An 18314-nucleotide genomic window follows, 5' to 3' on the forward strand; every position below is an offset into this window, starting at 1 on the left:
GCCGTTAGCCGTATTGTCTGTTTGGCTGAGCGCGTCAACGGATGGCGTGAAAAGGTACACGCTCGAAACCAGCAGAAATCGTTTTGTGATGGGGCTCATTAAAATTCCTTCTAAGTGAGTTTTCATATTAGTTACCTAATGATTGGGGTGGTTTGGATATTCCCAAGTTGCGGGAAACCGAGATGGCCGCCGTCGCTTTGCTTTCACATCAACCAGTAGACGCTTGCAATGCCTGTTTCCTTCCAGCTTCGGCCTTATCAGCAGGAGGCCGTAGACGCCACGCTTCAGCATTTCCGTCAATCGGATGAGTCGGCGGTGATTGTGCTGCCGACCGGCGCCGGGAAAAGCCTGGTCATTGCCGAGCTGGCCCGGCTTGCCCGGCGCAAGATTCTGGTGCTGACGCACGTGAAGGAACTGGTGGAACAGAACCACGCAAAATACGAGAGCTATGGGTTGTCGGGCGGCATTTTTTCCGCGGGCCTGAAACGCAAGGAACGTCAGCATCAGGTGACCTTTGCCAGTGTGCAGTCTGTGGCGGCGAATCTGGCTCAGTTCCGAAATGAGTATTCCCTGATCATCATTGATGAATGCCATCGTGTGAGCGGCGAGGATACCAGCCAGTATCAACGCATCATCGAACTGCTGCGCCAGCAGAACGCGTCGCTCAAGGTTCTTGGGCTGACCGCCACTCCTTATCGCCTGGCCATGGGCTGGATTTACCGTTACCACTACCGCGGATTTGTGCGCGGTTCTGCGGATGGGCAGGAAAAGCCGTTCCGGCACTGTATTTACGAGTTGCCTTTGAGCTACATGATCAACCGGGGCTATCTCACCCGGCCAGAGCTGGTGAACGCGGCGGTGGCGCAATACGATTTCTCCGCGCTGGCTGCGGATCGGTTTGGGGAATATGCCGAGAAAGACGTCAACCAGTTGCTGAGCAAACATAAGCGAGTGACTCGAGCCATCATCGAGCAGGTGGTGGAGTTGGCGGCGGAGCGCCATGGGGTGATGATTTTCGCCGCCACAGTGGCGCATGCGCAGGAGGTGACCGGCTATCTCCCGCAGAACGAGACCGCGCTGGTAACCGGGGCCACGGATTCGAAAGATCGGGATGTGCTGATTCAGCGCTTTAAACAGCGGCAGTTGAAATACCTGGTGAATGTCTCGGTGCTGACCACGGGGTTTGATGCGCCCCACGTGGACTTCATTGCCATTTTGCGCCCCACTCAGTCGGTGAGCCTGTACCAGCAGATAGTCGGCCGGGGATTGCGGCTGGCGGAGGACAAGAAGGATTGCCTGGTAATCGATTACGCCGGTAACCACATGAACCTGCACCACCCGGAGGTGGGGGAGCCAAAACCCCATCCGGACAGCGAGCCGGTTCAGGTGTTTTGCCCCGGTTGCGGCTTCGCCAATATTTTCTGGGGTAAAACCGACAGTGATGGCCGGGTTATTGAGCATTATGGTCGCCGATGTCAGGGGCTGCTGGAAACGGCTGAAGGCGACAACGCTCCGCCGCAGCAGTGTGATTACCGGTTCCGTTTCAAGGAGTGCCCGCATTGTGGCGGCGAGAACGACATTGCAGCGCGGAACTGCGGGCACTGCCGGCAGACCATCATTGATCCGGACGATCAGTTGCGCGATGCCCTGAAGCTCAAGGATGCATGGGTGATTCGCTGTGCGGGCCTTTCGCTGAATGTGGAGGGCACAAAGCTGAAAATCACTTACCATGGTGAAGACGGGGAAGAGCTCCGGGAGTCTTTCGATTTCAGCAAGCCGGCCCAGCGTGCGGTGTTCAACACCTTGTTTGGCCGCAGATTTGCCCGCGGGCAGGCACCGAAGACTTTTCACAAAGTGAACGAGGTGCTGGAAATGCAGGCCATGTTACCGGCCCCGGATTTTGTGATTGCCCGTAAACAGAAGCATTACTGGCAGGTGCAGGAGCGTATGTTTGACTACCAGGGGCAGTATCGGAAGGCGAACCAGATTTGATCAGGTTCGCCGTTGAGGCTAGATACGTGAGGCAAACAGGATGACCCGGCAAAAATCAGAAACCGATGCCGCGCCCAAGCCTGAAGAGGCTGTTGAACGTATTGTTTATGCTCTCAGGAGCACCCGGTTGGGATGGATGCTGGTGGCTTTTACCGACCGGGGTATTTGCTGTGTGCAGTTCGCTGATGACGAAGGCGTTCTTCTTGATGCTTTGAAGTCGGAATTCCCGCACGCGCACCTGGCGGCCGCACCGACCTCGGCGCACGATTCCTGGGTTACCTTACTGGATCAATACATCGGCGGAGTGGCGTCAAAGCCGGATTTGCCTCTGGATATTCGTGGAAGTGAATTCCAGAGGCAGGTATGGCAGGGCCTGCAGCGAATCCCGGAGGGGCAAGTGCTCAGTTATCGCGCCCTGGCAGAGCGCCTTGGCAGACCTTCGGCCGTCCGGGCTGTGGCTACGGCCTGTGCCAGAAACCGCATAGCCGTGCTGATCCCTTGCCACCGGGTAGTGCGCCAGGATGGCGGTCTCGGTGGTTATCGCTGGGGGCTGGAGCGCAAGCGTGCGATTCTCGCTGCGGAGCAGCTCAGATAAACCTCGCCAGAGCCCACTTTGCTGGTTAATTTCTTGAAGATTGCCGATTCAAGAAATTGCACACTCCCGCCTTTTCCTGTCTTGCAGCCCCTGGCCCACCGACGGGGGCCGAGGGCAGCTGCGATGCGCAGGCAGCCGGGGTGAATTGGGATGCCCTGATGTCTGAAACCTGCCCGAATCTGTCTGATTACAAGCTGTTTGCGGACGCCAGTGACCCGACCAGCGGCCCGGCTCAAGGCGGCGTGCCTTACGATTTGTCCACCGCCTTGTTTTCTGATTACACCAGCAAGTACCGATTTGTTTTTGTGCCTGAAGGCAAGACCGTGGGTTACAACGAATCGGAGGCGCTGGACTTCCCGGTCGGCACGGTAATTACCAAAACGTTCGCTTTGCCGGCCAACACGGCGATGCGCGATGGTGATGAACTGGTGATCGAGCCCCGTCTACTGATTCATCGAGACGATGGCTGGGTGGCGCTGCCGTATTACTGGTCCTCAGAAACCGATGCCACGCTGGCGATTGCCGGCAAGCGCCTGACGGATCTCAGTACCATTAACAATCAGGGCCAGACCCTGACCTTTGATTACGCGGTGCCGAAAGCGGCGGACTGTACGTCCTGCCATTCCATCGTGCCGGACCTTGAGGGATCGGACGATCAGCGGGAGCAGATATTTCTGCCTATCGGGCCGAAAGCCCGTTACCTGAACAAGGATTACACCTATCCGGATGGCACCGTGTACAACCAGTTGCAGTACTGGGCGGAGGGTGAGTTGCTGGCGGGCTTGCCTGCCGATTTCAACAGCGTGGAAAAGGCAGCTGCGTTTGATGACCAAACCAACATTGCCTCGTTGAGCGCAACCGAGCTAAACGACAAGGCCCGGGCCTACCTGGACATCAACTGCGCCCATTGCCATCGTGCCGACCTGACCCTGCCAGAAGGCTATGCCGGTCCTGCCGGTAGCAGCGGCGTGCAGTTGGAATACAACCGGGTGTACGCAGATTCGCCGGGCAAGTTCGGTGTCTGCAAAGACCCCGTCGCCGGGGGCAAAGACGGCTACCCGTTTGATGTGATTCCCGGCAATGCTGACGAGTCTTACCTGCAGTTCCGCATTGAAACCACCGATAGCCGCCACAAAATGCCGGAGCTAGGCCGCAGCACCGTGCATCAGGAAGGGGCAAGGCTGATACGGAGCTGGATCAACCAGTTGCCGAGCGCCAGTTGCTCGCCCTGAATGATCGTGTCGACCTGATGGCCTGTCGAGTAAGAGCAGGCCATCAGTTTTCCTGCACTTTCCCTCGGCCTCTTAACGCCCTTGATAACAGCAACTTTGCTATGGTTCCTGTCTGGCTATGATGACAACCCATGGTGATTTTGCTGTTTCAAGCTTCGGGACGGATAAGGGTAGGTGGAAATGCTGGAAGCTCTTCAGGCCAATGGCCTTCTGCAGATAGTTCTGCTGACTTTGATTGCCGGCCTGGCCATGCCGCTGGGTGCGGCGCTGGCCTCGGTGGAGCGCATTCACCCACGCTGGCTGGAAACCGAAGTTCGCCACAGTGTGATCGCGTTTGGTGGCGGTGCGTTGCTGGCGGCGGTCGCTTTGGTTCTGGTGCCGGAAGGCACGGAGAACCTTGCCATTTGGGCGATTGTGGCCTGCTTTTCTGCCGGTGGCGTGGCATTTATGATGCTGGATCGATGGCTGGCCGCCAATGGCACCCAGGCCAGCCAGCTGGTGGCCATGTTGTCTGATTTTGTACCCGAAGCGCTGGCTCTCGGTGCCACCTTTTCCGTCTCCAGCGAGGGCGGTATGTTGCTGGCCGGCATTATTGCGCTACAAAACATTCCGGAGGGATTCAATTCCTATCGAGAGTTGGCAGAGTCCACCCATTATGGCCGTTTGAAAATCATTGGCACTCTCGCGCTTATGGCCCTGCTAGGGCCTGTCGCAGGCGCCCTGGGGTATTTTCTCCTGTCGGATATGCCCCAGCTGGTGTCTGGTATCATGCTGTTTGCCGCCGGTGGCATTCTCTACATTATCTTTCAGGACATTGCACCGCAGGTGCACTTGAAGAGGCATTGGGCCCCGCCTCTGGGCGCATTGGCGGGCTTTATGCTGGGGGTTGTAGGTGAGGTGGCATTGTCCGGCTAGGGGCGCGCTGGCCGGTTAAGCCAGCGGCCCGGTGCGGCAGGCTCAGGCAAAATCGTATTCGCCGCCTTTCTCCAGCGCCCTCTGGTACGCGGGGCGTGCGTGTACCCGCGCAACCCAGGCTTTGATGTTGGGCCGATCACCAGCGGTGCCGCGGGCGACGGTGGCCTCCAGCGGGAAGCTCATCTGAATGTCGGCCGCGCTCAACTGCTCCCCCAGAAACCAGGTCTTTCCGGCCAGCTGTGACTCCACGAAGTCCAGGTGGGTTTTGATCATCGGGCCGATGAAGATCTGATTGGTTTTATCGGAAATGCCTTTGGCGATGGGCTTGATGAAAAACGGCATCGGGCTGGTTTTGACTTTTTCAAAGACCAGGCGCATCACCAGCGGCGGCATCAGTGAGCCTTCCGCATAATGCATCCAGTAAGTGTAATCCAGCCATTGCTGGCCGCCGGCCTCTGGCAACAGAGTGTCTTTGCCGTAGGTGTGGGCCAGGTAGTCGATGATGGCGCCAGACTCCGCCACCACCAGATCCCCATCGGTTATTACCGGTGATTTACCCAAGGGGTGGACTTTCTTGAGGCTTGCCGGGGCGAGCATGGTTTCGGGGTCCCGCTCGTAGCGCTGAATCTCGTAGGGCACGCCCAACTCTTCCAGCATCCAGAGAATGCGCTGAGAGCGTGAGTTGTTGAGGTGGTGTACTGTGATCATGCGGAAGCTCCGTTCTCGTGAAATAAGTGGACAGGTTACTACAGTAGGCCGTGAAGGACTGTTTGGTTCACCTAAAAGTGCAAACAGGTTATGCCTTAAAAATGGCCCTGTCTCTTGAATTATCCGTCTGCCGGGCGCAGCTTTGGGGTAAGCGAAATTCACACAGTCGAAAACGAGAGGTATTCCATGCACGTATTTATTGCAGGAGCCAACGGCCAGATCGGTCGTTATCTGCTGGAAGAAATGGCCGACAGCAACCATGAGGCCCGAGCGCTGGTACGTCATGCAGACCAGGGCCCGGAGTTGCAGAAACTGGGAGCAACCGAGACCGTTATTGGTGATCTGGAACAAGACTGCAGTGAAGCTATGCGGGGCTGCGATGCCGTGGTCTTTACTGCAGGATCAGGCCCCCATACGGGGCCGGACAAGACAGTCGACGTTGACCAGGACGGTGCCATTCGCCTGATAGATACGGCAAAGGCGATGGGCATCAATCGCTTTATCATCGTCAGCAGTATGCGCGCCGAAGAGCCGGAGAAGGGGCCGGAGAAGCTGCAACATTATCTCCAGGCCAAGCGTAATGCCGATGAGCACCTCAAAGCCAGTGGCTTGAATTACACCATCGTGCGCCCCGGTCGACTGACCAATGACGATGGCACCGGCAAGGTATCGGCGAGTGATCAGCCGGCAGCGTTTGGCGAGATTCCCCGCCAGGATGTTGCGCGGGTTCTGCTGGCGGTGTTGGATTCTGACAATACCGACCGCCGGGTTTTTGATGTAGTGTCGGGTGATGTGCCAGTGCGAGATGCGTTGGCGAAACTCTGAGCCGTCTTAGCCGGCATGATCAATAAGTGAGCCGTAATGAGCGATAACCCGTTAGCCTCGATTCTGGAAATGGATGGCGAGGAGCGCTACGACTTTTTTCTGGACGCTGTCGTAGAGGAGCGTGAGCTCTGGATACTAATTAACACCGAAAACCAGTTCCTGAAAATCGTATCGGACGAGGATGGCGTGGGCTATCTTCCGGTTTGGCCCAGCGAAGACTTTGCGGCTAACTATGCCGGGCCATCGAGTGATCTTCGCCCGAAAGCGCTGTCCCTGCCGGACTTTTTCAATAAGTGGGTGCCGGGTCTGACCCGGGATGGCCTTGAAATTGGCGTGCTCCCCGGCGCGGATGGAGAACTCTGGATCACAATGCCAGAGGAACTGAAGAAGGATCTCCAGGAAGTGATGTCAACGGCGTTCTGAGCCTGAATGCGGGCAGCCCTGTAAGTGCATTTTTCATGAGGCTGCCCGCCTTGCTGATTAGGGAAGATCGATGAGTTTCACCCCCAGGCACCGACCCTCCAAGCACTCTCGTGATCACGAGAACCGGCCTGCCCTCTGGTCGTGGGCGCTCTACGACTGGGCCAACAGTGCTTTTTTTACCATCATTCTCACCTTTGTTTTTGCTCAGTATTTCAGTGTTTCGGTGATTCAGGATGAGGTAGAAGGTACCCGGGCCTGGGGCAATATTGTGGGTATTGCGGGGGTGCTGATTGCTATTATTGCGCCCGTTCTGGGGGCTGTTGCCGATCAATCTGGCCGGCGTAAACCCTGGTTGATCGGGTTTACCCTATTGTGTGTTGGCTCTTCCGCCATGCTCTGGACGGTTACGCCAGATCAGGCGCAGTTCTGGAAGGCGGCGTTGTGGGTTGGGCTTGGAACCCTCGGGGCCGAGTTCGCGTTTATATTCTATAACTCCATGTTACCGGATCTGGCCCGGCCAGAGCGCACGGGGCGCTGGTCTGGCTGGGCCTGGGGGCTGGGCTACGTTGGCGGTATTGTCAGCCTGGTGGTGGCGCTTTACGGTTTTATCGAGGCGGATGGGACGCTCTTTGGCCTGGATCACGAGGCGGCAGAGCACGTTCGGGCGACCTTTATTCTGGTGGCGGTGTGGTATCTGGTGTTTTCGCTTCCGGCGTTCTTTTTTATCCCGGATCGTCCTGCAACAGGCCTCGGGCTGGCGGCTGCCACTCGTGCCGGATTACGCCAGTTAAAAGAATCGATTGCCCACGTGCGCCAGTATCGGGACATTGTAAGGTTCCTGGTTGCCCGTATGCTGTACACCGATGGTCTGGCGACGATCTTTACCTTCGGGGGCGTCTATGCCGCCGGCACGTTCAACATGAGCTCAAGTGAAGTATTGCAGTTTGCGATTGCGTTGAATGTGACTGCTGGTCTGGGGGCTCTGGGGTTTGCCTGGATTGATGACGCTCTGGGCGGGCGCAATACCATTCTTTTGTCTCTGGTGGGCCTGGGCACCAGCGCGTTCGCGATTCTGGTGGTGGAGGGCGCAGCGGCATTCTGGGTATGGGGAATGATACTGGGGATCTTTGTCGGGCCTCTTCAATCAGCCAGTCGCTCCCACCTTGCGCGGGTGGCACCCCCTCACCTGCAAACCCAGATGTTTGGCCTGTTCGCTTTTTCCGGCAAGGCGACCGCCTTTGCCGGCCCATTGCTGGTGGGTTGGGTGACGGCACTCACCGGCAGTCAGCGCTGGGGGATGAGCACAATTTTGCTGTTCCTGCTCATCGGGTTTGTGCTGATGTTGAAGGTGCCATCCAGTGAGGGAAATAAGGCCCGGGTCTGAATTGTGCAAAACGATGCTCTGTGCCTTCGGCCGGGCCATGGAAACGTGGGGAGCCTGAACGTGACGCCCAGGCTCGCGTATTCAGCCGTTTTCTTTTCTCAGGTAACGCGTGTGCAGGTTTTTCACGGTTTCCGCCAGTGATGGCGCCGGCCCGTCTACCTTGAGGCCCGGAACTACTTCGTTAATGGGCAGTGGTGTGATGGGCGGGCGTGCTGCGCCCAGTTCGTCCAGCCAGCCGATCAGTTGTTCCGTAGAGCTGGCGTAAACAATCCGGCCAAGGCCCACCCAGCCATGGGCGGCCGCGCACATGGCGCAATGCTCTCCGGAGGTGTAAACAATCGCTTTCGCCCGCTCTTCCGGGCTCATGTTTTCGGCCGCCCAGCGGGCAATGGCAATCTCCGGATGCTGGGTATCGTCGCCGCCGGCAATGCGGTTGTGGTCTTCAAAGCGCACCTTGCCATCGCCATCAACCAGCATCGAACCGAAGGGCGAGTTGCCGGTTTCCAGTGCCTCGCGCGCCAGTTCCACACTGCGTTCCAGATACTTCAAGTCCACATCACTGATCATGCGGTTCTCCTGTTGCGTTGACGAATGAGCAGGGTAAGGGCTTGATGGCCTGAATGCGACCCGGCGTGATTGGTTATTTTACCTCCGATCACCGCCAGAGCCTGTCGTTGTCGGTTTTTCACCGACTGTCATGCCATTGCCAACAAGGTTATCCACAGATTCTGTGGGAAAACTCCGGCCAGAAGATTGTATGCACTGACTACCGGAGTGGGGCGTGCGGCTCCTTCGTAATTTCCCCTAATTTCGTGCATTTTTCAGGCAAATCCTGTAGGGTCGCCCCCTTTTTCCCGAAAGGACCCTCTTGTTATGACAGCGAAAACTGTCCCTCCGAAATCGCTTCGTGCCCGTATGTTGCACGACAGCGACCCCGTAGTACTGGTGCTCACCATTGGTTTTATTCTGCTCTTCGTTGGTGCATCTGTTATTGATGCCGACGCCGTTGCCGGATTCATTGGCGCAGGTTTTACCTGGACCGCCAAATACCTGGGGTCGTTTTTCCAGTTCCTGTTGTTGATGACGTTTTTTATTGCGGTTGGTACCGCGATCAGCCGTGCCGGTCGCGCCCGGATCGGTGGAATGGGCAAGCCCGAAATTGGCAGCTTCCGCTGGCTTTCCATGATCATGTGTACGCTGTTGGCCGGTGGCGGTGTGTTTTTCGCCGCTGGCGAGCCGATTTATCACTATGTGGTCACCCCGCCTGCCTTTGCAACGGAAGCGGCGACGGCATCAGCCATTGCTCCGGCCATGGCTCAGTCTTTCATGCACTGGGGCTTCCTGGCCTGGGCGGTATTGGGTTCGCTGACGGCCGTGGTTTTGTCGCGAGCTCATTATTCAGAAGGCCAGCCGCTGCAGCCGCGCACGCTGCTGTACCCGGTATTGGGCGAGCGGGTGGTTAAAGGCCGCCTGGGTGGCGTGGTTGATGCTGCCTGTGTGATTGCCGTTGTCGCCGGCACCGTTGGCCCTATTGGTTTTCTGGCAACCCAGATGAGCTTTGGCCTGCACGAGCTGTTTGGTTTTGAGGACGGCTACAGCACTCAGTTGATGGTGTTGGCCGTTCTGGCCGCGGTTTACATGACATCCGCCATGACCGGGTTGCATCGTGGTATTCAGTTGTTGAGCCGCTTCAACGTGATTCTGGCGCTGGTGATCGGGGCGGTAATTTTCCTGTTCGGGCCCACGCTGTTTCTGACCGACGTTTATTTCCAGTCCATGGGCGAATACGTGACCTCGTTCTTCTCTATGGCAACCATGACCGCCCAAACAGCACCAGACTGGTGGATGAAGTGGTGGACGGTGTTCTTCTTTGCCTGGTTTATTGGTTATACACCTCTGATGGCGGTGTTCGTGTCTCGCATTTCCCGTGGCCGCACGGTTCGGGAAACCATTCTGGCCGTTGCTGTGTTGGCACCCATCGCCACCACCATCTGGTTTACTCTGCTGGGTGGCTCAGGGATCTACCACCAGTTGAACGGCACGTTTGATCTGACCGAAGCGTTGAACAGCTTTCGCTTTGACGTTGCGACTCTGACGGTTGCCCAGGCGCTGCCGGGTGGCACCTGGATGGCGGCGGCTATTCTGTTGCTGACCACGATTTTTGTCGCGACAACCGGCGATTCGATGAGCTATTCCATTGCCATGGTTGGCGCGGGTCATGATGAGCCGGAGCCTTGGATTCGGGTCTTCTGGGGTGGCGCCATGGCGCTGATGGCGGCCATTCTGCTGTACATGGGCTCTGGTCAGATTGGCGTGTTGCAGCAGTTCATTGTGATCACGGCTATCCCGGTATCGCTGATTATCCTGCCTTCACTCTGGACTGGCCCCAAGGCCGCGGCTGCACTGGCTGAGGAACAGGGCCTTAACTAAACCTTCACCTTGCCGCGGAGCGATTTGATGTCTCCGCGGCGGGTTTTATTGTCCACACGCCGCCGCTGAGATGACTTGGTGGGGCGTGTCGGGCGTCTTGCCTTCTCTGGTTTAACGGCCTGTTGAATCAGCACTTTCAGCCTGTTCAAGGCATCCTCTTTGTTCTGTTCAAACGTCCGGTAAGACTGCGCCTTGATGATGATCACGCCGTCTTTACTGATGCGCTGGTCCGAAATGGATAATAGCCGCTCCTTGTAGAACGCTGGCAGCGTGGAGTGCGCGATGTCGAAGCGCAAATGCACAGCGGATGCGACTTTGTTGACGTTCTGGCCACCGGCCCCCTGGGATCGTATCTGTGTGATCTGGATTTCCCAGTCTGCGAGTTCGACGGCGTTGGATAATTTCAGCATAGTGGCACGTAATGGATCGTCCGATGTGTGGAGCAATGGCTATCATCCTACGCAATCGGGGCCGCGATCAGAAGCGATGGACCAAAAGGAATACCCGATGAAAGTAATGGTATTGGGGGCTACTGGCCTGACCGGTGGCAAGGTTGTGGAAAACCTGCTGGTGAAACCCGAGATATCCACCGTGGTTGCGCCGGTACGTCATGCAATGACGCTGGAGCACCCGAAGCTGGATCAGCGGCTGCTTGATTTTGATGCCATGGAAGCACAGGCGCAGATATTTCAGGTGGATGCCTTGGTATGTTGCCTGGGCACGACGTTAAAAAAAGCGGGCTCCAAAGACGCGTTCCGTAAGGTTGATTACCACTATGCCCTGAATGCTGCCAGGCTCGCCCGCAAGGCCGGTGCCAAAACACTGATATTAATGTCGGCGGTGGGGGCTTCTTCAGATTCACCGGTGTTTTATAGCCGGGTGAAAGGGGAGCTGGAAGAGGCTGTGAGGGCGCTTGAGTTTCCTTATCTTGTGATTTATCACCCGAGCTTGCTGCTCGGTCAGCGGAAGGAGAATCGTACCGCCGAGTCTCTCGGCATGGCGGTGATGCCGTATGCCAATCGGGCGCTGGTCGGGCCGTTAAGGAAATATCGGGCCATTGAAGCCAAACGGGTGGCAGCGGCGATGGCCAGTGAGGTGGCGACGAGTGGGCAGAATCCGGCCGAACACGAGGGTGTGGTCATCAGGGAGTACAACGATATTCTAACCATGGGTAACGGAGACTGAGGCCGCAGATAAGTCATTATCCGGGTCGAAGACGCGGTTAAAAGCAGACTGGAAGAGGGGCAGTATGGCCGGGGCAGGGCCCCGGCCAACAGGTCAGAACGCTTAGTCGATCAGAAGAGTGTTGTAGACTTCGGCGAGAAGTTCACCACTCAGTAATGCCAGCAGGCGGCTGGAGGCAACCGGAGCCTGGCTCCATTTCTGGTTCCATCCGCCGGTGCAGCCATAGGTTATCACCGTGCCATTAACGCGGTCGTAGTCCAGGCAGCGGCGGCTGCTCTCATTTTGCAGCCGCTGCGAGTCGGCATCGTAGAGCCAGCGTTGCGCCGCATTGTCTTGCTCGCACAGTCTCAGGCCCAGGCGGCCACCGACGGGCGTCAGGCACTGCCAGGGTGTGGCAGTCGGATGCAGTCGGTTTTGAAGGTCCATGGTCCATTGGCTCAGGGTTCCGGCTTCCACATCGGCCACTGGTGTCAGAGCAACGTATTGACCGTTTTCCAGTTGAGTATTGAAAAAGCGCCCGTTACCCTGAATAGACGCGCCCTCAAGTACCAGATCTGAGACCGAGCTGATCAGGCCGTTGCTGCGAAGCGCGTTCATAAGTTGTTGCTTCTGTTCCGCTGGCGTCAGGTTGTCCTTCTGCGCCTTGGCAACCACGACGGCCAGTTCGTTCGCCACCGCTTCCTGTTCTTTCAGCCCGTTCAGGCGCTGGAGTGCAGCGTTGGAGAGGCCGACCTGCAGTTCTTCGTCACTGTAGCTGGCCACCAGAGTCGCCAGTGAGCCAGTAAGGAGGTTGAACTCGCTGGTGTCCATAGCCATCAGCGCGTCTTCAATCTGTGTCATCTCACGATCACGAAGTTGCTGATAGCCGGCTTCCTGGCCAACGATGGCTACAGGCGGTAGTTCGGGGATAGTGCCGTCAAACGCAGTCTCGGTAAGCTTGGTCACGGTGCCGTCGCGGCGACAGAACAGGCTGGCCTTGGTGGGACGGAAGTCCGCGTGCAGGTTAAAGTTGATCTGATTGATGCTGTTGGCTGCGTGGCGCTGCGCTGCAACGCGAACCTGTTTCTGCTCGCCGTTGGCGTTATCCACTTCTACCCAGCACACGTTGCCGTCGGCGCTCAGATCGGGGGCAGGCAGGTCAAACACGTTACCGTAGTTGCCGTGGAATACCGGGTAGATGAGTGCCGCGCTGCCGTCCGGGTCGTACCCTCCCAGAATGGTGGCAACCGGCACGCCAACGCTCTCCGGTACCGGCCGGTTGGCGTCGTAGTTTTCGTATTCGCCAGTGGTGGTGTTCCATTTTTTGTAGCCGCTTGGGTAGCGGGTGTCCGGAATCGGCAGTCGGGCGACATCGTTCTGGATGATCCGCGCCGAGTAACCGGTATAGAGGGTATACACCGAGAAGGGGCCGCCCGCTGAGCCACCGGACATGGCATCCCGCTTGTAGTTGTATTCGCCCTCGTTGTTCAGGCCGAACAGATTGGCACGCATTCGATCACGGTGGGCGATGTAGCCCCAGCCACTGTCCGCATGGTGAACCGCCCAGCGCCCATCAGTCGTTAAGCCTTTGCCCGGATAGTGTCCCAGGCCATACGCATGGCCCCACTCGTGGCTGGCCTCGTTGCCCCAGCTGTCGACAATGGTGCCAATGCCATTACCGCCGCTCAGGCCGTGTTTATGGCGCCCGTTTGCGTACATGCCCCAGGCATGGTGATTGGTGATCTGTTTAAAAACGTGGGGGTGGCCCTGGTTCATGTGGTGGCTGGTGTAGCCGAAGTTGGCCATGTTGATGCCCACGCTGACCTGGGATTTTCCGACATTTTCACGCATATCGCCATTGTAGATGCCACCGTCGCTCTCGCTGGCGCCGGTGCCGACGTCTTTGTCGTAGATCGCGCCGGAACGGATGATCACGCGATCCAGCACAGCGTCGGCATAGCTGCCCATCACCAGCCTGGACACGGGCATGGTCTGGAAGTAATCGGTGGCCGCCATAATTGGGTCACGCAGCGTGTAGTGGCCGTTGGTGTGGTCCGGTGTTGTCAGCATGCCCAGTCGCAGGCTTTGAAAGACAATCTGTGACGCTTCGGCAATATCGATGGCAGCCGCAGGCAGTTCGCCGGCCTGGCTGGCCTCTGAGTTTTGATCGGCCACAAAACGCAGTGACAGGCCGTTCTTTACCGAATCCCACGGCAATCTGACGGACCAGGCTCTGCCGGAGTACTGAATATCCTGGCTGGCAGGCGCATCGGATTTCGGCAGATCGTTGGGGTGTGCCATGGGCAGCGTCATCAGCGGCTCACCATGCACGCTGACCTCAACATGGACGGTGGTCGGCGAGACGTTTTCGTCCGGCATGAACAGCAGCAGCGCATCCCGCAGCGCGATCAGTCTCGGCCTGTACGTGCTTTGGGTTTCATCGCCCTGATTGCGTTCGTAGTTGTTCGCCGGCGCAACCGAGTGGGTCTGGACAAACTGCACTTCACCCCGAAGTTCGCCGCCGGAGAGGTCGTTTCGCAGTGCGCGCGGGTTACCGTCGAAGTCGGTTGAGTAGAAATCATAGGCCGGTCCGTCGGCATAGGCGGCGGCATACTCCACGCTGAGAGCCTTTCAGATGGAGCGTGCGGGACCCGTTGGTGGCCTCCACCACGACGGGCGACTGAGCCGAGACGTCCTGTTGCGTTGGTTCGCCGGAGATAACGCCAGTGGCCGGGTCGATGGAGGCCCATTTGGGAAGCTCCTCAGCGCTGTAGCGGACATCGCCTGACAGAGGCTGATGATCAACGCGATAACGGTACTCTACCGTTGCGACGGCGGCGGGCAAGTTGATTGAAGCAGAGATGTCCGCTTGGGGCTGGCTCGGGCTTTCATCGCTATCTGAAGAGCTTCCTCCGCATCCGGCCAGCAGAATGCCTGTTAATCCAAGAACAGCTGTTTTTCTGAAAAACATCTTGAATTTCCTATCAAATTTTCTGATTTAACGTGATTTTACAAAGGGCTGCGCATTCTGCGGGCGTGTGGGCGCTGCGGATACAAGTAATTTGTAACACTTGTGTAACTTTGAGTACTGGTTCGCGTTTTGGTCGGGATACCTGCGGCGGATGGAGTGGCCGGTAGGCGGCGTGCCCCCGGAGTCGGGCTGCGGTCTCCGGGGGGGCAGCAAAGGGTTAAAGCCCGTAGGAGCGGGAAATGGTGTCGATTTCGCCGTTGTCTTTCATGGTCTGGTAGGCAGACCGCAGTGCGTCGATCAGCTCCGGGTCCGAGTTCTTGTTGATGGCGAGGTACATGGGGGTTTCCCGGAAGACCAGCACTGGCGTCAGGCCGGTAACGTCGGATGCATCTGCTGCGAGATAAGGGCCCGCGAGGCCATCGGCAACCCACAGATCGATCTGGCCCTGAACCAGCCGCTTGGCGTTCAGGCCGTTGTTGGTAATGGCCGAGATGTTGAATCCGTTGTCTTCCAGGTAGCCGGTCATCACGTCGCCTTTGTAGCCACCGATCAGGTAATCTCGCGCGTCTTCTAGATTGTCGAGCTGCATTTCAGAGTCTGGCTTGGCAAAGAGCGTCCACTGGATGCTGGAGAGTGGGCCAACCCACTCGAAAAATGGCTCGCGTTCTGCGGTTTTGGAAACGCAGTAGATGCCGTGGTCTTCGTGTTTCTGCGAGCGATTCATGCCGTAGCTCAGGTCCCGCAGTTTAATACTGTAGCCAACCTGGGCCTTTTCCATCAGGGCTTTCAGTACATCAGTGCACAGGCCTGTGATTTCGAATTCAGAATGGGCGAAGGGCTGGCCGTTGGTCGTCATGTTGTAAGGCGGGTACTGTTCGGTGTAGATGCGCAGTTGCTCGGAAGCAGTGGCGCAGCCGGTAAGGACCAGCAGGGCGGCAAGAAGCCCGAGTTTCCCTTTCATCAGAATGCTCCGTTCTCGTTGGGGAATTTGGGAGCGCGCCATACTATTGCAGCGTCGATCAATGCGGCATTTCGGATTCTTCTTGTTTACAATGGCTTATCACTATGCTCCAAGGATTTTTAATGAAGATGCCCGTTGTCACCATCACGCTGGTTTGCGCCGCCCTGGCTTATGTTTTGTGGGATCAGGCCCGGGAATCATCCGCCCCCGCCGGGGCTGGGCGTTTTAGTAACCTGGCAGCCCACCCGGCAAGCCGGAGTGAGGTGCTCGATTTCATGGTTGGCCGTATTCCCGGGCAGTGTACGGAGGCAGTCGGCCAGGCCAGTGGTCCGGCATTTAACGATTGCGCCGAACTGGCCGACAGTCGCTCGTCATCTTGCCGGCGATCGATGGCGGACAGGTTACCGGATAATGTGGCCTCTGAGGCGGTATTCCGGGATCTTTCCATTAGCATGATCAATTGTCTGATCCCGAAGGCCGGTGTGGTAAAGCCCTGATACGGACCGGCCCGACGTCACGTAAACCCGGATGCTTCCGGGGTTTTGACGTTGCCGATATTTGGTGTTCGCTATACAGTTAACAAACACTCACTTAATTCTGGCAGTAGATGAGGAAATCCAGGTGACAGAACTCGTAACTTACGAACTGAACGATGGCATTGCCACGCTTACTATTAACAACGGCAAAGCCAATGCGCTCGGCCACGAGGTGTTTGACGCCCTGAATGCCGCACTGGACCAGGCGGAGCAGGACAAGGCGATTGTGATTCTTACCGGCCAGCCCGGTATGTTCTCTGGCGGCTACGATCTCAAGCAGATGCAGAAAGGCCCGAAAGAAGCCATGGCGCTGGTGAAAGTGGGGTCAACCTTTACCCGCCGTCTTTCCGCCTTCCCACTGCCGGTGATTACCGCCTGCAGTGGCCATGCCATCGCCAAGGGCGCCTTTATTCTGCTGTCGGCGGATTACCGGATTGGCGTTGAGGGGGCATTCAAGCTGGGCCTGAACGAGGTGGCCATTGGTATGACCATGCACCATGCGGGGATTGAAATCGCACGTCATCGTATGCCGGCACCCTACTTCTACCGTTCTGTGGTGAACGCCGAGATTTTCAATCCGCAGAGTGCTATTGCCGCCGGCTTCCTGGATGAGGCCGTTGCTCCGGAGCAGTTGCTGGAGAGGGCTCAAGCGGTTGCTACCCAGATGAAACAGTTGAACCTGAGAGCCCACAAGCAGACCAAGCTGAAAGTGAAAGCAGATTACCTGGCCCTGTTGGATCGTTGCATTGAACAGGATGCTGCCCATTTTGACCTGCAGGGCTGAATGCGTTCCGGTCGCCCGGCGGGCGGCCATTCCCGGGTTTGGGGCCGCGCTTCGTGGGCGGCCCCTGCCGGTTGCCGTCGTAACCGGCGGCACACCTGGTCAATTTCCCCGCAGTGGCTGAAAACTCAGGTTTCATGCCGGCTATGACCGGGTGTCCTTACCTTGCTAACAAAGTTATCCACAGAAAGTGTGGGTAAACCCACAAAGGAATGACAGTCTTATGACCGGTAACCCCGCAAAACCTGTGTCTGCGTCGGCCATCGACAAACATGTGTATAAAGTGTTTCCGAACGATATGAACTCGCACAATACGGTTTTCGGGGGCATGATCATGGCCAAATGCGACCGGCTGGCGTTGGTGGTGGCGGAGCGACATTCTGCCCATGTCTGTGTAACCGCTGCCGTGGACTCAATTCATTTCCGGGCACCGGCGAAAGGGAACGATACGCTGTTGTTCAATCTGTCCCTGAACCGAAGCTGGGGCTCATCCATGGAAATTGGCGCCAAAGTGGAGGCGGAAAACAGCTACACCGGAGAAACCCGCCATATCCTCTCGGCGTTTTTCACGTTTGTTGCGCTGGATGAGCATGGAAAGCCTGTGGATGTGCCGCCTGTGAGCCCGGAAACGGAGGATCAGAAACGCCGTTACACCAAAGCTCAGATTCGCCGTGAAGGACGTTTGCGCACCCGGGATGAGTTGTCTCAAGCCGGTGGCTAAGAGCTATCGCATCTTGGCGTTCGTCATGGTATATCACCACCCTTGATACCGAGGCGCTCATCAGGGGCTCCCTAACTTTTCTGGAATTGGATGTCATGCCTAAAGCGAGTGAAATCAAAAAGAACCAGGCGGTTGAGTATGAGGGCCGCGCTTATTTTGTGAAAGACATTGAACGTTCCGTGCCCCAGGGGCGTGCAGGCGGTAGCCTGTACCGGATGCGGATGTACGATGTGGTCACTAACCAGAAGCTCGACGAGACTTTCAAAGACTCGGATATGCTCAATCTGGCGGACCTGATTCGCCGCCCGGCCATATTCTCTTACGCCGACGGCGAAGAGTACGTGTTCATGGATTCGGAAGACTTCACCCAGTACATGCTTAACCGCAGCACTATCGAAGACGAGTTGCTGTTTATTACCGAAGACACCGAGGGTGTGATGGTGATTCTGGTGAGTGACAGCCCGGTGGCCATCGACCTGCCGCCGACGGTGGAGCTCACCATCGAAGAGACCGATCCGTCCATTAAAGGCGGCTCGGCGACAGCGAGAACCAAACCCGCACGCCTTACCACGGGCCTGATAGTTCAGGTGCCGGAGCATATCTCCACAGGGGATCGCATCCGGGTCAACGTTGAAGAACGCAAATTCCTGAGTCGCGCCTGACCGGTCGTCAGGAG

General features: G+C 57.3%; 19 protein-coding genes. 13 read left to right on the forward strand and 6 right to left on the reverse strand.

The window, feature by feature from the left end:
* Window positions 1-228 precede the first annotated feature (228 nt).
* The 4 genes from ACP2AU_RS07095 (at window position 229) to ACP2AU_RS07110 (ending at window position 4734) form a co-directional block, all read left to right on the forward strand.
* Window positions 229-1992 carry a DEAD/DEAH box helicase family protein gene (locus ACP2AU_RS07095; RefSeq protein WP_426375408.1) on the forward strand — a complete coding sequence of 588 codons (1764 nt, stop codon included), beginning with the start codon at window positions 229-231 and terminating at the stop codon, window positions 1990-1992.
* 40 nt (window positions 1993-2032) lie between these two features.
* Window positions 2033-2587 carry a methylated-DNA--[protein]-cysteine S-methyltransferase gene (locus tag ACP2AU_RS07100; RefSeq protein ID WP_426375409.1) on the forward strand — a complete coding sequence of 185 codons (555 nt, stop codon included), beginning with the start codon at window positions 2033-2035 and terminating at the stop codon, window positions 2585-2587.
* Between the two features lie 158 nt (window positions 2588-2745).
* Window positions 2746-3819 (forward strand): SO2930 family diheme c-type cytochrome, encoded by a 1074-nt coding sequence (locus ACP2AU_RS07105; RefSeq protein WP_426375410.1) that lies wholly within the window; start codon window positions 2746-2748, stop codon window positions 3817-3819.
* Between the two features lie 180 nt (window positions 3820-3999).
* A complete protein-coding gene (locus ACP2AU_RS07110; RefSeq protein WP_426375411.1) occupies window positions 4000-4734 on the forward strand; it encodes a ZIP family metal transporter in 735 nt (244 codons plus the stop codon).
* 42 nt (window positions 4735-4776) lie between these two features.
* Here ACP2AU_RS07110 and ACP2AU_RS07115 read toward each other — a convergent pair whose 3' ends face one another.
* Window positions 4777-5442, reverse strand: a complete 666-nt coding sequence (locus ACP2AU_RS07115; RefSeq protein WP_426375412.1) for a glutathione S-transferase family protein — start codon at window positions 5440-5442, stop codon at window positions 4777-4779.
* A 186-nt stretch (window positions 5443-5628) separates the two neighbouring features.
* Between ACP2AU_RS07115 and ACP2AU_RS07120 the strand changes: the two genes are divergently transcribed.
* The 3 genes from ACP2AU_RS07120 (at window position 5629) to ACP2AU_RS07130 (ending at window position 8074) form a co-directional block, all read left to right on the forward strand.
* Window positions 5629-6267 carry an SDR family oxidoreductase gene (locus tag ACP2AU_RS07120; protein ID WP_426375413.1) on the forward strand — a complete coding sequence of 213 codons (639 nt, stop codon included), beginning with the start codon at window positions 5629-5631 and terminating at the stop codon, window positions 6265-6267.
* A 36-nt stretch (window positions 6268-6303) separates the two neighbouring features.
* Window positions 6304-6690: a DUF2750 domain-containing protein gene (locus ACP2AU_RS07125; RefSeq protein WP_426375414.1), complete on the forward strand. Its 387-nt coding sequence runs from the start codon at window positions 6304-6306 to the stop codon at window positions 6688-6690.
* A gap of 70 nt (window positions 6691-6760) precedes the next feature.
* A complete protein-coding gene (locus tag ACP2AU_RS07130; RefSeq protein WP_426375415.1) occupies window positions 6761-8074 on the forward strand; it encodes an MFS transporter in 1314 nt (437 codons plus the stop codon).
* Window positions 8075-8155: 81 nt separating this feature from the next.
* On the opposite strand, the gene ACP2AU_RS07135 is transcribed toward ACP2AU_RS07130, so the two are convergent.
* Window positions 8156-8641 (reverse strand): nucleoside deaminase, encoded by a 486-nt coding sequence (locus ACP2AU_RS07135; protein ID WP_426375416.1) that lies wholly within the window; start codon window positions 8639-8641, stop codon window positions 8156-8158.
* Window positions 8642-8947: 306 nt separating this feature from the next.
* On the opposite strand from ACP2AU_RS07135, the gene ACP2AU_RS07140 reads away from it, so the two are divergent.
* A complete protein-coding gene (locus ACP2AU_RS07140) occupies window positions 8948-10504 on the forward strand; it encodes a BCCT family transporter (RefSeq protein WP_426375417.1) in 1557 nt (518 codons plus the stop codon).
* Here the strand turns inward: ACP2AU_RS07140 and arfB are convergent.
* A complete protein-coding gene (arfB, locus tag ACP2AU_RS07145) occupies window positions 10501-10914 on the reverse strand; it encodes an alternative ribosome rescue aminoacyl-tRNA hydrolase ArfB (RefSeq protein WP_426375418.1) in 414 nt (137 codons plus the stop codon). The genes ACP2AU_RS07140 and arfB overlap by 4 nt on opposite strands.
* A 97-nt stretch (window positions 10915-11011) precedes the next feature.
* Between arfB and ACP2AU_RS07150 the strand changes: the two genes are divergently transcribed.
* On the forward strand, window positions 11012-11689 hold the full coding sequence (locus ACP2AU_RS07150) for an NAD(P)H-binding protein (protein WP_426375419.1): 678 nt from the start codon (window positions 11012-11014) through the stop codon (window positions 11687-11689).
* 102 nt (window positions 11690-11791) lie between these two features.
* Here ACP2AU_RS07150 and ACP2AU_RS07155 read toward each other — a convergent pair whose 3' ends face one another.
* From ACP2AU_RS07155 to ACP2AU_RS07165, 3 genes are all read right to left on the reverse strand, one after another.
* Window positions 11792-14287 (reverse strand): M66 family metalloprotease, encoded by a 2496-nt coding sequence (locus ACP2AU_RS07155; RefSeq protein ID WP_426375420.1) that lies wholly within the window; start codon window positions 14285-14287, stop codon window positions 11792-11794.
* A complete protein-coding gene (locus ACP2AU_RS07160) occupies window positions 14247-14639 on the reverse strand; it encodes an Ig domain-containing protein (protein WP_426375421.1) in 393 nt (130 codons plus the stop codon). Before ACP2AU_RS07160 ends, ACP2AU_RS07155 begins: the two co-directional genes overlap by 41 nt.
* 217 nt (window positions 14640-14856) lie before the next feature.
* Window positions 14857-15600, reverse strand: coding sequence for a substrate-binding periplasmic protein (locus tag ACP2AU_RS07165; protein ID WP_426375422.1), 744 nt, complete (start codon window positions 15598-15600; stop codon window positions 14857-14859).
* A 122-nt stretch (window positions 15601-15722) separates the two neighbouring features.
* Here ACP2AU_RS07165 and ACP2AU_RS07170 point away from each other — a divergent pair, with 122 nt between their 5' ends.
* From ACP2AU_RS07170 to efpL, 4 genes are all read left to right on the forward strand, one after another.
* On the forward strand, window positions 15723-16097 hold the full coding sequence (locus ACP2AU_RS07170; RefSeq protein ID WP_426375423.1) for a hypothetical protein: 375 nt from the start codon (window positions 15723-15725) through the stop codon (window positions 16095-16097).
* A gap of 124 nt (window positions 16098-16221) precedes the next feature.
* Window positions 16222-16920 carry a crotonase/enoyl-CoA hydratase family protein gene (locus tag ACP2AU_RS07175; RefSeq protein ID WP_426375424.1) on the forward strand — a complete coding sequence of 233 codons (699 nt, stop codon included), beginning with the start codon at window positions 16222-16224 and terminating at the stop codon, window positions 16918-16920.
* Between the two features lie 220 nt (window positions 16921-17140).
* Window positions 17141-17638 (forward strand): acyl-CoA thioesterase, encoded by a 498-nt coding sequence (locus tag ACP2AU_RS07180; RefSeq protein WP_426375425.1) that lies wholly within the window; start codon window positions 17141-17143, stop codon window positions 17636-17638.
* A 95-nt stretch (window positions 17639-17733) separates the two neighbouring features.
* Entirely contained in the window at window positions 17734-18300 is a 567-nt protein-coding gene (gene efpL / locus ACP2AU_RS07185) for an elongation factor P-like protein EfpL (protein WP_426375426.1), read from the forward strand.
* Window positions 18301-18314: the final 14 nt, after the last annotated feature.

Source organism: Marinobacter sp. VGCF2001, from assembly GCF_049943275.1.
In the GTDB taxonomy this organism is placed as follows: domain Bacteria; phylum Pseudomonadota; class Gammaproteobacteria; order Pseudomonadales; family Oleiphilaceae; genus Marinobacter.

Bases quoted from the DNA above. Each gene is read 5' to 3' on its own strand.
- ACP2AU_RS07095 (WP_426375408.1), top strand. From the start codon at position 229: ATGCCTGTTTCCTTCCAGCTTCGGCCTTATCAGCAGGAGGCCGTAGAC.
- ACP2AU_RS07100 (WP_426375409.1), top strand. From the start codon at position 2,033: ATGACCCGGCAAAAATCAGAAACCGATGCCGCGCCCAAGCCTGAAGAG.
- ACP2AU_RS07105 (WP_426375410.1), top strand. From the start codon at position 2,746: ATGTCTGAAACCTGCCCGAATCTGTCTGATTACAAGCTGTTTGCGGAC.
- ACP2AU_RS07110 (WP_426375411.1), top strand. From the start codon at position 4,000: ATGCTGGAAGCTCTTCAGGCCAATGGCCTTCTGCAGATAGTTCTGCTG.
- ACP2AU_RS07115 (WP_426375412.1), bottom strand. From the start codon at position 5,442: ATGATCACAGTACACCACCTCAACAACTCACGCTCTCAGCGCATTCTC.
- ACP2AU_RS07120 (WP_426375413.1), top strand. From the start codon at position 5,629: ATGCACGTATTTATTGCAGGAGCCAACGGCCAGATCGGTCGTTATCTG.
- ACP2AU_RS07125 (WP_426375414.1), top strand. From the start codon at position 6,304: ATGAGCGATAACCCGTTAGCCTCGATTCTGGAAATGGATGGCGAGGAG.
- ACP2AU_RS07130 (WP_426375415.1), top strand. From the start codon at position 6,761: ATGAGTTTCACCCCCAGGCACCGACCCTCCAAGCACTCTCGTGATCAC.
- ACP2AU_RS07135 (WP_426375416.1), bottom strand. From the start codon at position 8,641: ATGATCAGTGATGTGGACTTGAAGTATCTGGAACGCAGTGTGGAACTG.
- ACP2AU_RS07140 (WP_426375417.1), top strand. From the start codon at position 8,948: ATGACAGCGAAAACTGTCCCTCCGAAATCGCTTCGTGCCCGTATGTTG.
- arfB (WP_426375418.1), bottom strand. From the start codon at position 10,914: ATGCTGAAATTATCCAACGCCGTCGAACTCGCAGACTGGGAAATCCAG.
- ACP2AU_RS07150 (WP_426375419.1), top strand. From the start codon at position 11,012: ATGAAAGTAATGGTATTGGGGGCTACTGGCCTGACCGGTGGCAAGGTT.
- ACP2AU_RS07160 (WP_426375421.1), bottom strand. From the start codon at position 14,639: ATGTTTTTCAGAAAAACAGCTGTTCTTGGATTAACAGGCATTCTGCTG.
- ACP2AU_RS07165 (WP_426375422.1), bottom strand. From the start codon at position 15,600: ATGAAAGGGAAACTCGGGCTTCTTGCCGCCCTGCTGGTCCTTACCGGC.
- ACP2AU_RS07170 (WP_426375423.1), top strand. From the start codon at position 15,723: ATGAAGATGCCCGTTGTCACCATCACGCTGGTTTGCGCCGCCCTGGCT.
- ACP2AU_RS07180 (WP_426375425.1), top strand. From the start codon at position 17,141: ATGACCGGTAACCCCGCAAAACCTGTGTCTGCGTCGGCCATCGACAAA.
- efpL (WP_426375426.1), top strand. From the start codon at position 17,734: ATGCCTAAAGCGAGTGAAATCAAAAAGAACCAGGCGGTTGAGTATGAG.